This window comes from Rhizorhabdus sp., from assembly GCF_018006725.1.
Taxonomy (GTDB): domain Bacteria; phylum Pseudomonadota; class Alphaproteobacteria; order Sphingomonadales; family Sphingomonadaceae; genus Rhizorhabdus.
Genome location: NZ_JAGMXV010000025.1, coordinates 1 through 14,423, shown reverse-complemented (window position 1 = coordinate 14,423; position 14,423 = coordinate 1). Strand labels below are relative to the sequence as shown.

The 14,423-nt window shown below is 65.3% G+C and carries 12 protein-coding genes; 6 read left to right on the top strand and 6 right to left on the bottom strand.

Annotated elements, in window-relative coordinates; all coding sequences use genetic code 11:
• Nucleotides 1-2 precede the first annotated feature (2 nt).
• The 5 genes from KAY22_RS05965 to KAY22_RS05945 all read left to right on the top strand — a co-directional run bounded on the left by KAY22_RS05965 (nt 3) and on the right by KAY22_RS05945 (nt 3,185).
• Nucleotides 3-614, top strand: a complete 612-nt coding sequence (locus tag KAY22_RS05965; protein ID WP_296621133.1) for a TetR family transcriptional regulator — start codon at nt 3-5, stop codon at nt 612-614.
• 72 nt (nt 615-686) lie between these two features.
• A complete protein-coding gene (locus tag KAY22_RS05960) occupies nt 687-2,162 on the top strand; it encodes a helix-turn-helix transcriptional regulator (RefSeq protein ID WP_296621131.1) in 1,476 nt (491 codons plus the stop codon).
• Nucleotides 2,163-2,294: 132 nt separating this feature from the next.
• Nucleotides 2,295-2,477, top strand: a complete 183-nt coding sequence (locus KAY22_RS05955) for a CsbD family protein (protein ID WP_296621130.1) — start codon at nt 2,295-2,297, stop codon at nt 2,475-2,477.
• Nucleotides 2,478-2,558: 81 nt separating this feature from the next.
• Nucleotides 2,559-2,792, top strand: a complete 234-nt coding sequence (locus KAY22_RS05950; RefSeq protein WP_296621128.1) for a hypothetical protein — start codon at nt 2,559-2,561, stop codon at nt 2,790-2,792.
• Between the two features lie 39 nt (nt 2,793-2,831).
• Complete coding sequence (locus KAY22_RS05945; protein WP_296621126.1) at nt 2,832-3,185, top strand: hypothetical protein; 354 nt, start codon at nt 2,832-2,834, stop codon at nt 3,183-3,185.
• Nucleotides 3,186-3,268: 83 nt separating this feature from the next.
• On the opposite strand, the gene KAY22_RS05940 is transcribed toward KAY22_RS05945, so the two are convergent.
• From KAY22_RS05940 to KAY22_RS05915, 6 genes are all read right to left on the bottom strand, one after another.
• The gene (locus KAY22_RS05940) at nt 3,269-5,746 is read right to left on the bottom strand and encodes an alkaline phosphatase PhoX (RefSeq protein ID WP_296621124.1); all 2,478 of its coding nucleotides are present in this window, start codon (nt 5,744-5,746) and stop codon (nt 3,269-3,271) included.
• 102 nt (nt 5,747-5,848) lie between these two features.
• Nucleotides 5,849-6,862, bottom strand: a complete 1,014-nt coding sequence (locus KAY22_RS05935) for a sensor domain-containing diguanylate cyclase (protein WP_296621122.1) — start codon at nt 6,860-6,862, stop codon at nt 5,849-5,851.
• 74 nt (nt 6,863-6,936) lie between these two features.
• Entirely contained in the window at nt 6,937-7,551 is a 615-nt protein-coding gene (locus KAY22_RS05930; RefSeq protein WP_296621121.1) for an SCO family protein, read from the bottom strand.
• The gene (locus KAY22_RS05925; RefSeq protein ID WP_296621119.1) at nt 7,538-7,999 is read right to left on the bottom strand and encodes a copper chaperone PCu(A)C; all 462 of its coding nucleotides are present in this window, start codon (nt 7,997-7,999) and stop codon (nt 7,538-7,540) included. The genes KAY22_RS05930 and KAY22_RS05925 overlap by 14 nt, the downstream gene beginning before the upstream one ends.
• A 54-nt stretch (nt 8,000-8,053) precedes the next feature.
• Nucleotides 8,054-10,081 (bottom strand): TonB-dependent receptor, encoded by a 2,028-nt coding sequence (locus KAY22_RS05920; RefSeq protein ID WP_296621116.1) that lies wholly within the window; start codon nt 10,079-10,081, stop codon nt 8,054-8,056.
• Between the two features lie 114 nt (nt 10,082-10,195).
• Nucleotides 10,196-10,612 (bottom strand): hypothetical protein, encoded by a 417-nt coding sequence (locus KAY22_RS05915; protein WP_296621114.1) that lies wholly within the window; start codon nt 10,610-10,612, stop codon nt 10,196-10,198.
• A 156-nt stretch (nt 10,613-10,768) separates the two neighbouring features.
• Between KAY22_RS05915 and KAY22_RS05910 the strand changes: the two genes are divergently transcribed.
• Nucleotides 10,769-14,275, top strand: coding sequence for a PAS domain-containing protein (locus KAY22_RS05910; protein WP_296621111.1), 3,507 nt, complete (start codon nt 10,769-10,771; stop codon nt 14,273-14,275).
• Nucleotides 14,276-14,423 lie beyond the last annotated feature (148 nt).

Below are 14,423 nucleotides of genomic sequence, written 5' to 3'. Positions count from 1 at the left end.
AAGTGAAGCTTCATGCCGGGGCGGAGCGACGGAAACAGTCGATATTGCAAGCTGCACGCCTGCTATTGCGCGAAGAGCCGCTCTCGATGCGCCGCCTGGCCGAGGCAGCGGGCGTTAGCCAGGCAACCCCCTATAATCTGTTCGGAACCAAGCGGCGGCTCTATGTCGCCCTGCATCGCGAACTCGAAGCAGAGTTGATCGAGTCGATCGCGGCGACCGAGTCGCGCGACGCGCTAGACCGTATGTACTCCGCAATCCGGCTGATGGCGGCGCGGATGGACTGCGAGGCCGGCCTCTACCGGGAACTCTTCGCCACAATTTACGCCTCGGACGCCGAAGACCAGGACGCACAGGTGGAAACGGCCACGGCCTTCTGGGACGGTTTGCTGCTGCCCTTGCACGCGGAAGCCTTGCTCTCCCCGGATGCCGACATGTCGGCTTTCACCCGCAACTTCGTTTATCTGCTGTCGGGCGCGCTGATGGCGTGGACCGATCGGCGGATCGACACCGCCGCTCTGGAAAGCGCCGTCCGCTATGGCTTCACGCTCGCCGCACTCGCCATGGCAACCGACCTCTCGCGAGATCGCCTGCTGCGGGTGCTCGCCTCGGCCTGACCGCAAACGATACGGGTCTGGAACCAAGCCGCAATCCGCTCGTCTGGCAGGGTGAACAGAGCGAGAAGTGGCATGAAGGCGTTGGATGCCCTCCCCGTGGGGGCCGAGCAGTGGGAAGACATCCTCGCCCGGCTGGGCGACGGTCTCATCCTGGCGGACGGGCGCGGTCGCCTGATCTGGGCCAACGGCGTCGCCGCCGACCTCCACGGAGCAGACTCGCCAGCCGCCCTCGGCCGCAACGCCGACGACTATCGTGAGCGTCACCCTCTCCGCTACCGCAACAATCACGCGCTGGACCCGGAAGCCTATCCGCTCGACCGGCTCCTGCGCGGCGAGAAGGTCGACGAAATGGTCGTCGAGATCGTGTCCGAGGCCACCGAGGACGCGTGCCGGACGCTGCGGATCAGCGGCCTCTCGCTGGACGATGCCGGCGGCGCGCCGCTCCACGTCCTGATCGTCCGCGACGCCGCACCTTTGCTCGAAGCCGAGCGCCGCTTCGAGCAGACCTTCAACGTCAACCCAGCTCCAGCCATCGTCTGCCGGCTGAGCGATCATCGCTATGTGAAGGTCAATCAGGGATTCCTCGACATGACGGGCTTCGCACGGGACGAGGTGCTGGGCCGATCGCTCTACGACATCGACGTGCTGCGCGATGCCGCCGACCTCGACAAGGCGAAAGAAAGGCTGCGCGAGGGCAGGACGATATCGCAGATGCAGGCCGACCTCGAACTGCCCGACGGGGGACGCAAGCTCGTCATCGTCGCCGGCCAACCGATCGATCTGGACGACGAGGCCTGTATGCTTTTCTCCTTCGCCGACCTCGAGCCGCACCGCCAGGCGGAAAACCGGCTACGCGCGAGCGAAGAGCGCTTCGTGCGAACCTTCCGGCTCGCGCCCGTCGGCATGGCGATCACCACCAGCAGCGACTTCCGGCTATGCGACGTCAACGACGCCTTCGAGCAACTGACCGGCTATGTCGGCGACGAGGCGATGGACGAGGCGATGGCGCGGCTCAAATTGTGGGAGCCCGCCGGCTTTCTCAAGGAGGCCGCCGCGCTGCTCGACGAGCGCAGCGGCTTTCGCGGCCGCGACGTGCGGGTGCGCACCAAGGACGGCGGCTTCGTCGACTGCCTCGTCTCGGCCGAGGTCATCCCCCTCAACGAAGACCGCTGCATCCTCTGGGTGATCCAGGACATCCACGAACGGCGCCACAGCGAGCTGGAACTGATTACCGCGATCGAGGCGGTGATGAAGGACACCAACTGGTTCAGCCGCACCGTGGTCGAAAAGCTGGCCAATCTCCGCTCGCCCCATCCGCACGCCGCCCCGGTCGAGGTGAGCGAACTGACCCGGCGCGAGAAGGAGGTGCTGAGCCTGCTGTGCGAAGGCGGCGACGACGCCGGCATCGCCCGCGAGATGGGCGTGTCGCGCAACACACTGCGCAACCACATCGCCCGCGTCTACGCGAAGATCGGCGTCAACCGCCGCGCCGCCGCGATCCTCTGGGCCCGCGAACGCGGCTTCCCGCTGAGCCGGCCGATCCGCTGAAGCAGCCACTACTAGTCCGATACTACTACACGATTTGGTCCGTCCGCATCTTTGGAGGCGACCTGTTCGGGTCCAGATGGGAGGCATGGCGCTGCGTCCGTTAGCGCCGCACTCTTGAAGATGGAGACCGACATGGACAGCAATCGCATCAAGGGCGAGGCCCGCAAGGTCAAGGGCTCGATCAAGGAAGCCGCCGGCAAGATCATCGGCGATCGCAAGCTCGAGGCCGAAGGCATTGCCGAAAAGGCTGCCGGCACCGCACAGGCCACCGCCGGCAAGGTCGTCGACGGCGTGCGCGAGGCGCTGCGCCGCTGATCGGATCGAGGGCTGCCGCCGCGTTGCGGCGGCCCTTCCTGCACCGAAACTCCCCCCTCCCATTCGCAGAGAAAGACCGGAATGACCTTGTCCGCACTGCGTGCGCGGCCCGCGCCCGGCGCACGGCCGCAGAAGAGCCAGACCATGCCCAGCATCGAGGCCGACATGGCCTATTATCGTCGACGTGCCGCCGAAAGCGCCGAACGCGCGCTGATCGCGTCGAACCCCGGCGCGCGCCTCGCCCATGAGGAACTTGCCAAGCTCTACCGCGGCAGGCTTGCGGCGCTCGAAGCGGAACTTCGCGAGCGCCGTTGATGTTCACGCGGGGCACCGCCGATTTTTGGAGAAACAGTCATGAACAGGATCGTCCTTATCCCGCTTGCCGCGCTCGCCGTGCTCACTGCCTGCCAAGGGCCCGAGCAGAAAGCCGGTGCCGAAAAGGACAAGGCCGAGGCGCAGGCAGCCGGCCGTCCCTATAATGGCGACGGCCCCAATGAGCGGATCGGGGCGGCGATGGACAAGGCGAAGGATGCCGCAGAGGAGGCCCGCGAGGCGACCGCCGATGCGCTGGAGCAGCGCGGCGACAGCATCGAGCGTGCCGCCGACATTCAGGCCGAGAAGCTCGAAGCCCAGGCCGAGGCAATCCGCAATGCGGCCGAAGACAAAGCGAAGGCGCTGAAGGCGCAGGCCGAGACGGCGATCCGCTGAGCGCCGTTCCCAGCCATAGTTGAAACGAGAATGGGGATGCGCGTCGCCGCGCATCCCCCTTCCGTCATGCCATCAGGCGCGTGTCAGAGACCGACGACGCCGCCGTCGGTCTTGGTGATCACGATCGTCGCCGAACGCGGACGCGCCGTCGTCGAGGTGCCACCCTGGGTCGCCGGCCAGCTGCTCTGCAGCGTAGTCAGCGAACCGTCCTCACCGGGATGCTGGATGTTCACGAACAGCGTGCGGCCGTCCGGCGTCGAGTCGATGCCGGTGATCTCGCAGCCCTTCGGACCGACCAGGAAGCGCTTGAGCGTGCCGGTGGTCGCGGCCTTGCCGACCACGGTCGCCTGGGTCCGCGTCGCGCCGTCGGCGCCCGTGTTGGTGATCGTCTTCGTGCCGCCATCGCCGACCTTGCCCGGCAGCGCGACCAGCATCTGGTTGTTGGTGCGGTCGGTGAAGGCACCGTCGTCGGTCTGGATCCACAGCAGCGGATTGGCCTGACCTGAGGCGTTCTGCCCACGGCCGAACCACAGGCCGTCCGGGCTGGAGAAGTCGTTCGACGCATCCAGGCCCGAGATGTTGACGTTGGTCGGATCGGCATCGGCCGAGTCTGCGCCGAACAGATAGATGTCCCAGCCGAAGGTCGTCGCCTCGGAGGTATCGCCGGTTTCGCGGATACGCAGAATGTGGCCGTTCGGATTTCCGCGCTGCGCCGTGTTCGCCGACCCCTTCGGATCGTTGTAATGGCGCGGGTTCGCCGCGTCGGTGCCGGTCAGCGGACGAACCGTCGCGTTGTTGTTGGTCAGCGTCAGGTACATTTCGCCGGTGACCGGATTGGTCGCGGTCCACTCCGGACGATCCATCTTGGTCGCGCCGAGCGCGTCGGCTGCCAGACGGACGTTGGTGAGGACGTCGGCCTGATCCGAGAAGGCGTAGGTCGCGTTCGCGGAGGTCAGCGGGCCGGTGCCGAACACCAGCGGCAGCCAGGTGCCGGTGCCGTCGGCATTGAACTTGGCGACATAGAGCGTCCCCGCGTCGAGATATTTGTCGCCCATGGCAAGGCGATCGGTCGCATTGGCATCCGCTGCGACCCAGGCCTGCGCGGACACGAACTTGTAAAGATATTCGCCGCGCGAATCGTCGCCCATGTAGAAAGCGGGCTTGCGACCGGCGACGAACTGCGACGGCCAGGCGCCCTCATGGCCGAAGCGGCCGAGCGCGGTGCGCTTGCGCGGTGCCTTGGTCGGATCATAGGGATCGATCTCGACGACCCAGCCATATTGGTTCGGCTCGTTGCGGAAGTCGCCCGTGCCATTCGGCGCAGCGGCAATGACACTGGCGTTCCAGCGCGAATAGACGGTGCTGGTGGCGTCGGTGGGGACGACGGTGGCCCAGCCATAGCTGCCATTCGCGCCTTCGCCGATGCCATAGCGGTTGAGTGCGACGACCGACTTGGCGGTCGCGCCGCCGCGGGCGGCGTTGTCACCGGCGACGCGGCGGAAATAACCCGCCCAATTCTCTTCGCAGGTCAGGTAGGTGGCCCAGGCGGTGTAGCCATTGGCGCAGTTGTTGATCGTGCCGCGACCGTCGGTGCCCGCCGGCGAGAAGGCTGTACGCAGGAAATCGGTGCCACGGACGGGGCCCGAGAAGGTCGTCGGGGTCAGCGGCGTCACGCGGCGGTTGAGGGTCGACCCCTGGACATAGCTCCAGGCGCCCGAACTGGCGCGCGACACTTCGACGACGCTGACGCCATGGGCCTCCATTTCCTTCAGCGCTTCGGCTTCGGGGCGGGCGCCGGCAACGGTCGTGGGGCCATTGGCGTGCAGATAGATCTGGGTGATGTTCTCGTGGTTCATCACCAGCAGGCCGCGGCTGTTGCTGTTTGCATCGGGCGTAGCGCCGGTCGCAGCGAGGCCGAAATAGCTCATGCCGTCATGATGGTCGCCGGCGCGCTTGGAGAAGCCGGTATCGGTGCCGTTATTGGCATAGGCCGGGGTCGCGGTATCGAGCGGATCGCCAAGGCGATAGAGCACCGAGACGGCATAGCCTTCGGGGACCTTCACAACGTCATCGAGGCTCTTGGCGATCGAATTGAAGCTGAGCACCGCTGGCGTGACGGTGATCGTCGTGTCGGCGGTGGACGACTTGTTCTTCACGTCGGTCGCGGTGAAGCGGAACACCAGCGTGGTCGACGCGGACACGGCCGGCGCGATGAAGGTGGCGGTGTTGCTGTTGGCGTTGGTCAGCGTGACGGTCGGGCCCGAGACCTGCGTCCAGGCAACGCTGCCGATCTCGTTCTTGTCGGTCGCGGTGCCGGCGAGCGTGACGAGCTTGCCCGAGCTGGTGCTGGCATTCTGGCCCGCGTTCACGACCGGGGCGTCATTCTCGCCGCACGCCGTGAGCAGCATGCCGCCGAAGGTCGCGGCCGCAATGGCGGAAATGCCTCCGAAGAGCGTCTGGCGGCGCGAGTAGCGCTGCTCGACGATGCTCTCCAGCGTGGGATTGTCAGTCGGATTGCAATCGACATTGCCGTCCGTATAGCCGTGCACCATTTCGTTCATCTGGTCGAACCCCTTGATTGAGAAGGGGGCGGGCTAACAGCGCCATGCGAAACATTGGTGCCGTAGCGTTTACACCGGGATGAAAGAGAAATTACGTCCGTATTACAGCGGCGGCAGAATGGCTCCAGCCGAGCGGTCGCGACCCGCCCGCTTGGCGTCGTAGAGCAACGCATCCGCGATTGAGAGCCATCGCGCCACCGACCCGACCGGATGGTGTGCAGTCGAAACCCCTGCGCTGATCGTAACTCGGCGCGCGTCGATCACGTCGAGCTGCAGTGCGGAGACGGCCGCACGCAACCGATCCGACAGCGCCAGCGCCTCTGGCGCACCGGTCCGTGGCAGCAGGAGAGCGAACTCCTCGCCGCCGAGCCGTCCGACCATGGCATCGTTCCCCGCCTCCGCCACGCAGGACCGCGCCACCGACCGAAGCACCTCGTCCCCCGCAGGATGGCCGAAGGCATCGTTGATCGTCTTGAAATGGTCAATGTCGAGCAGGATGAGGCTCCCGGCGATGCCGCCCTCGGCTCCGTCGCGGACAGTCGTTTCGATCGCCTGGAGCATGGCGCGCCGGCTGAGCAGGCCGGTCAGGGCATCGCTCGCGGCGATCCGGCGCAGTTCAAGTTCGTCGACCACGATTGCAGCCAGCTTGCCGAGCACATCGATATGCTCGGCACTGAACGCGCGCCGCTCGACATCAATCGCGCAGAGCGTGCCGATATTATAGCCGTCCGGCGAACGCAGGGGGACGCCGGCATAGGCAACCACATTCGGCTCTCCGGTAACCAGTGGGTTGTCCCGGAACATGGGATGCTCGCGCGCATCTTCGACGACGAGCGGGGCGTGGGTCCGGATCGCGCGGTCGCAGAAGGCGATCGACCGCGGCGTCTCGGTGGCGGTTACTCCGGCACGGGACTTGAACCATTGCCGATCGCGGTCGATCAGCGTGATCGTCGACATCGGTACGCGCAGCACGGTGCGCACGAGATCGGTGATCCGGTCGAACTGGTCTTCGGGCAGGGTGTCGACGATCTCGTACCGATCGACCGCAGCCTGACGCCCGGCTTCATCGTTGAGCCGTGGGTCGCCCGTGGCCAGTCCTGTTTCATTCGGTTGCATCGCCGAACCGATACTGGACAAATGTCAACGAAACGACCCCCGACCTGCGCCACTTCTAAGACGATCGTCGCGATTCAGTCTCCGACCAGCCTGTGCAGCTTGGCAAGGCTCGCGTCGTCCGCCTCACCATGCGCGAGCGCCCCGAAGAAACGGCCATCGGCATCCATCAGGAAAATCGTCGCCGTATGGTCGATCAGATAGTCGCCGCCCTCGATCGGTACCTTCTCCCGATAGACATGATAGGCGTCGATGATCCGTGCCAGCTGTTGCGGCGAGCCAGTCAGCCCCGTGATCGGCACCGGGAAAAGCGACAGATAGTCGCCGATCAGCTTGCCGCTGTCGCGCTCGGGGTCGAGCGACACGAACACCAGCCGCAGTTTCTCTCCTGCCGGGCCGAGCTGGCGCTTGAGACGCGACAGGCGCTGGAGCGTCGTCGGGCAGATATCGGGACAGCGGGTGAAGCCGAAGAAGATCGCAAAGGGCTGCCCCTTCAGGCTCCGGTCGGAAACGGTGCGACCATTGTGGTCGACCAGCTCAAAGGCGCCGCCAAAGGCATCCGAATAGCCTTCTGCAGCCTCCTCGCGTGGCCAAAAAGCAGCTGCTGCGAGCCCGCCCAGGACGAGCAGGATCGCCAGCCAGAGAACGGGCCGCAGCCAGCGCGGTGCCGGTCGCGGCTCAGTGGTGGTCATGGCCCCCGCCCAGCTGGTGGTCGATCGGCTCGACGCGGAAGCGCACGGGCACCTCCCCGGCCTTGGCGAAGCGCAGTGTGATGGTGACGGTTTCGCCCTGCTTGAGCGGCCGCTTGAGCCCCATCAGCATAAGATGATAGCCGCCCGGCTTGAGCGCGACGCTGCCGCCCGGCGCGATAGCCAGACCGCCGCTCACCGGGCGCATCCGCATGATGTTGCCGTCCATCGTCATGCTGTGAACGTCGACGCTGGCGGCGACCGCCGTCCTGCCGCCCAGCAGGCGATCCTCGGCCTTGCCGGTGTTGCGGATGAGGGCATAGCCGCCGCCGGCCTTCGCGCCCGGCGCGGTTTCGCGCAGCCAGGGGCTGTCCACGCTGACGGGACCAGCCATGGCGGGCGCCGTCGCGACCAGGGCGGCGAGGAAGGCGATCGAAACTTGGATCTTCATGGTTGTTCCTTCAAAGGAAAGGAGCGGTATGGGGGCCGCTCCCCAGGCATCGCATCAGAAGCTCATCCGCAGGCCGCCGTAAAAGGCGCGACGTTCGATCGGGTAGAAGGCGACGCTGCCCTCATCCGCTGCTGTCGCGGGATTATTCGCGACATAGCGCAGGATCGCGCTGATATCGCCGACCGCCTTCTTGTTGGTTAGGTTTCGCGCGTCGATGAACAGGGTGACACCCTCGGCCACCCGCGCCTCACCGCGCGCGCCGAACATGGTGTAGCCGGAAACGCGCTTCGTGTTCTGATAGTCGACCCACGCCCCCTGCGGTACCCATTCGACATTGGGCGTCAGGTTGAGCCCCTCGAAGCCGATGCGCAGTTCGGCGCGGTACTGATGCTTCGGCAGGACGGGCAGCCGGTTGTCGCCATATTGGACGTCGTCGCGGAAGCGGAAGTCGTTATATTGGTAGACCTGCCGCAGCCGCAGAAGCGCCCCGAGGGTTAGGTCCAGCCCTGCCTCGATGCCCTGATGCCGCGTCTTGCCTGCGTTGAAGGTCGAGGCGGGGATGGTCGGGCTGACGGCAAATTGCAGCATCTCGCCCTTCAGATCAGCACGATAAACGCCGATATCCCAGGATGCGATACCATAGCGTCCGCGCGTACCGATCTCGAAGGTCCAGGCCTTCTGCGCGCCCACCGGCGTGAAGCCGGGCACCCCCGTACTGGGGATTTGGCTCAACTCGCTGAAGCCCGGAAGTTCGACCGAGCGGCTGTAATTGGAATAAAGCTGAACGCCGTCGAGCAGATCGTACAGCAGCCCGAACTTCGGGGCGAAGGCATCGAACTCGGCCGAACCGCTGCGCGTCGGGACAAGGCGGTTCTCGATCTCGCGCTTGCCATGGGTGTAGATGCCCCCGGCGACCAGCGTCAGCCGATCGACCGGCTTCAGCCGCACCTCGCCATAGCTGTTGATTGTCCGCGCCGTCTGCTGGACATCGGCCGTCGGAGCGCCGCGATCGCCTGCGACGTTCACGAACTGCTTCGCCGCGACCTTGCCGAAGCGCGCCTGCGTGCCGAGCGTGACCTCCCAATCCATTCCGGCGGTGCGGCCGCCCAGATCGAGGCTGGCGAATAGCCCCCGATCGTCGCTGTTCTGGTCGATCACCTGGAAGATCGGGTGGAACAGCTTCTTGGCATTGTAATAGCCGCCAAAAGCGAGCGTGCCGTTGCCCAGATCGACCGTGGTGCGGTTCTGCAAGCGGATCGAATCGATGTCGCGTTCCTGATCGAGCGCGATCAGGTTGGGCAGCGCCTGGCGCGGATTCTTCCGGGCCTGGTCGAGGCTGATCGCACCCGGCAGATCCTGATCGATCCGGCTCATGGTCGCGTAGAAACGCGTCTCGATCGCGTCGGTCAGGCGCAGGCCGACATTGCCGTTGAATCGCAGGGAACTGCGCTTGGCATGTTGCCGGTCGCCATCCGAACGGTCGGTGGTCAGCGCGACGTAGGCGTCGCCCCGATCGTTGGCAAAAGCCGCTGCGGCCTTGGTGCGCAGGGTCGAGAAGCTGCCCCCGTCGACGCGCAGTTCGGCGCGGGGCGCGGTCCGACCCGTCGGCGTCACGGCGTTGATCGCGCCGCCCAGCGTCGAACCCCCGAAACGCAGCGCGTTGGCGCCGCGATAGACCTCGATCCGTTCGAAGATCTGTGGGTCCAGCTCCTGGAAATCGCCATTGTCGTCGGCGAGGTTTATCGGGATCCCGTCCTGCAGCAGCGTCAGGCCGCGCATGTGAAAGCCCCGGCTCAGACCCGACCCCCGGATCGACAGACGGATTTCCTGGCCGAAGCGCGGTTGCATATAGACGCCGGGCGAGAAACCGAGCGCGTCGCGAAGGCTCACGGCGACCCGGTCGGCGAACTCCGTCGCATCGACGACGTCCACACCACCGGGGCGCTTTTCGACCGAGCGTCGGGCCTCTTCGGTGACCGAGGCAGCGGTGACCACGATCGTGGCACGGTCCTCGGCATCGGACGCCTCATCCGCAGCCCAAGCAGGCACGGACGACAGCAAGGCGAGCGCGGACGCGCTCATGAGAGAATGACGAAAAATTGACATGAAACAGACCTCGATCGGGCAGGCCGATCGCGGCCTCCCCCCTGAACAAGCATATGCGACCGCAACGATGCGCGGGCGGCGAGCAACGGTTCAGAAGGCGGCAGGTGGTCCGGTGGGCGGTGGTGGTGGCGCAGCAAGGCCACGGCCGAGGGCGCCCTTGCCTCGCGCAAAGACGAACGACAGCACGGCCGGGACGACGAAAAGAACGGGAGCCGGATCGAGCGAGGGCAGATCGAACGCCGCGCCGAAGCCCGAAAAGACGCAGGGGTGCGAGGCCCGGTCGTCACCGGGCTTGCCCTGATGCAGTTCGCCCTTCTCGTCGATCCAGGCCGACATGGCGCCCTGCCCGGTGCAGAGGATGATCGAGAAGCCTCGCTCGGCCGAGGCCGGCATCCATCCAGCGGGAACAAGCACCCGCATGAACAGCGCCAGCATCGCGAGGCCGAGCGCAGCCTGCACGCAGACGCGCCGCGCATTGGCTGAAAGAGGGGCCCCGCTCCGGATCATGCCGCGCGCCTAGCCGTGCCGTCCCCGGAAGTCCATGGGACAGTCTGTCCCAGGGGTCTCCTGTCGCAACGACATGGGGTCGACTACCGTAACTACCGAGTCTGGACCCCTTTTCCGGCGGGTGACAGGATCGGCCGGGGCCAAGGCGGGGACCAAATGGACGCAGAGACGATCAGAAGCGCGGCGATCAGCGCGGCACCACGCGAATCCGCGCTGCTGCTCCGCGACGACGCAACGCGCGACCTGCTGACAGTGCTGCTGCTCGCGCTCGCCACCTATGCGGCTGCCGCATATTGCCTGTCCTTTCCGAACGAGGGGCGGGCAACGCCCGGTATCTGGCTCGTCAACGGCATCGCCCTGGCCGCCCTGCTACGCACCTCGCGCCGTCGCTGGCCATCGATCATCGGTGCGGCTTTCCTGGGCAATTTGGCGGCCGATGTGCAGTTTCAGGACAAGGCGCTGCTGCTCCACGCCCTCAGCGCAGCCACCAATGCAGTCCAGTTCATAATGTGTGCTGCGATCGTTCGCAGCCGGGTCGGACGCTATTTCGACCTTACCGACATTCGCCACCTTCTCTGGCTTGCCGGAATGGGGGCGGCGACGACTGTGATCAAGGTCGGGGTCGCGATGGGTCTCAACGTCGGGCTCGGTATCGCCGACGTCTACAACCGCTTCATGCTCGACTGGTCCCTGATCGTCTTCCTCGGCCTGTTCGTTCTCGCCCTGCCCCTGCTGGCCCTTTCGGCACCGCGCGACCGTCTGTCGAAACCTGTGGATGGGGTCGGCATCACACTGGTCGTTCTGCAACTCCTCATCCTTTTCCTTGTCTTCGGACCCCTGAGCTATCCAGGGGTCTATCTGGCCGTGCCGGTCCTGATGCTGCTGGCCTGGCGCCATGGCTTGTTCGGCGCAGGATTGGGATCGCTGGTGACGATCGTCACAGCCTGCATGCTGCTGCGCTTCACCACGGGTCTCGACGGCAAATTGTCGATAGCGGGGTATAATGCGACCGAACGCGGCACCTATCTGGAGCTGTTCTTCAGCGTCGCAATCCTGATGTGCCTGCCGCTCGCGATCGGGCGCACGCGGCAGTTGCGGATGGAGAAAGCGGTTGCCGATGCGCTCCATGCCGCCAATCAGCGAAGCGCGATGCTCGCCGAGAGCGAGGCTGCTGCGCGCCGCTCCGAATCGGCAATCATCGAAAACGAGTTGCGCTGGCGGTCGGCGATCGAAGGTTCGGGTCTCGGCGTGTGGGACTGGAATCTGTCGCGGCGGGAGATTTTTCTGTCGCAGCGACTGAACGCGATGCTGGGCTATCCGGGCGAAGAGCGTGAGAACAGCCTGCGCAGCATTCGTGCACGCGTCCATCCCGAGGATCGCCAGCGCAACCGCATTGCGCTCCAACGCTATCTGCGCGGCGAGACCGACACATATGAATGCCAGATGCGCTGCCGGTGCGCGGACGGCAGCTATCGCTGGTTCCACGATCGCGGCATGATCTTCGAACGCGATGCCGGCGGCCTGCCGGTCCGCATGATCGGCACCTATACCGACATTCACAACCAAAAGATCTATGAACTGCGGTCGCGCCGCCACGCCCGCCTCTACGCCACGCTGGCGGCCTGTAACGCGGCCATCGCGCGCCGCGCCCCGATCGACGATCTGTCGGCTACGATCTGCGACATTCTGGTCAGCAGCAGCGACATCAAGCTCGCCTGGATCGGCTTCGCCAACGAGGAAACCGGTATCTTCGGGCCGATGACGATCCGGGGCGAAGCGCTCGATCATGTGTCCCATGTACGGCTGTCGGCGCGCGCCGATGATCCGCGCGGGCTGGGGCCAACCGGCACGGCCTTTCGCCGAAACGAACCCGTCTGGGTCGATGATTATGCTCAGGATCCGCTGACGGCGGGATGGCGCGATACGGGCGCCCGTTTCGGCTGGAAGGGCATGGCCGCGATTCCGTTGCGCAGCAAAAAGGAGCCAGTGGCGATACTCGGCATCCATGCCGGCGATATTGATTTCTTCGACAGCGAGGCCCGCGCTCTTCTGATGGATATCGCCGCGCAATTCAGCCTGGCGCTGGAGATCGACGAGGTCGAAAATGCCGCCGCCCATTATCAGGCAAATCTGACGGAGTCCGAGCGTCGCTTCCGCGCAGTCTTCGAAGCGTCACCCATCGGAATCGCGGTGATGGATACCGCGACGGGCGATTTCTACACCGTCAATCCGCGCTTCGAGGCGATTGTCGGACGGTCGCTCGACGAACTCCGTACGCTGACCTGGCAGGCGATAACCCACCCCGAAGACCTCGCCCAGGACGTCGCGTTGGCGGATCGTTTCGCGCGGGGCGCGATCGACGGCTATCAGTTCGAGAAGCGCTATCTTCGCAAGACGGGCGAGGCCATATGGGTGCATATGACGATCGCGCGCTTCGCCCTGCCGGGGGAGGCGGTCGCGCAGCATCTGTGCATGATCGAAGATATCACCGAGGAAAAGTCGCTGCGCAGCCAGATTGAGTTCGCGCAGCGCATGGAATCGATCGGGCAGCTGACCGGCGGCGTGGCGCACGATTTCAACAATCTGCTCACGATCATGATCGGCAGCAGCGAATCCCTGCTGGAGACGCTTCAGGACGAGGAACATCGCAAACTGGCGGCGCTCGTGCTGCGCGCGGCAGAACAGGGCGGCGAACTGACGCGGCGGCTGCTCGCCTTTTCGCGCCGACAGCCGCTCGACCCGCAGAGCTTCGATATCAACGCCCTGCTCGATCGCAACGTTCCGCTGCTGCGCCGTTCGCTCGGCGGCGGCCTACGGTTCGTCGTCGACGCATCGGCACAACTGCGTCAGGTGTTCGCAGACCCTGGCCAGACGGAAGCGGCCATCCTGAACCTCTGCATCAACGCCCGCGATGCGATGCCACAGGGCGGCGTGCTGACCCTCGCTACCCGCAACGCGAGCTTCGACGAGGACAGCTGTCGAATGCATCCCGACGCGAATTGCGGCGACTATGTCGTGATCGAGGTCAGCGATACCGGCACCGGAATTCCGCCGGAACTGATGAGCCGCATCTTCGAACCCTTCTTCACCACCAAGGAGGCCGGGCAAGGATCGGGGCTCGGCCTGAGTATGGTCTATGGCTTCGTCAAGCAATCGGGCGGGTTCGTCGAGGTCCGCAGCGATGTCGGGCGCGGCACCTGTTTCGCCTTGTATCTGCCGAGCGCACCCGAAGGCGAAGCGGATGCCTTCGTCGAGGAGGGCACGGAAGAAGCTCCCCCCCGCGGCGACGAACGCATTCTTCTGGTGGAGGACAACGAGGTGCTGCGCACCCATGCCGTCGCCCAGCTTCAGACCCTCGGCTATGAGGTAATCGAAGCCGAGGATGGCCCCGCCGCGATCGCTATTCTCGGTGCGCGGGACGATATCGACCTCCTGTTCACCGATATCGTTATGCCCGGCGGGATCAACGGCCGTGAACTCGCGGAGCGCGCATCCGCCGACCAGCCCTGGCTGCGCGTCCTCTACACGTCGGGCTATTCGCGCGACGCCCTGATGAAAGACGATCGCCTGTTGGCGGGCGTGACATTGCTGCAGAAACCCTATTCCAAGCTGGAACTGGCCCGGAAGGTCCGAAAGGTGCTGGACGAGATACCGCCGCTCTGACGACCATTCCCTTTCGTGACAAAAAGCTGCGCAGGCAAAATAGGGCTTGCGGCAGCGCGTCCCCCCTCTACTTTCGAGATCGGGGGCCGAAACGGATTTTTCCTTGGGAAACGTCCGGACGGACCGCCGTCATCGCGCTGCCGGCGAA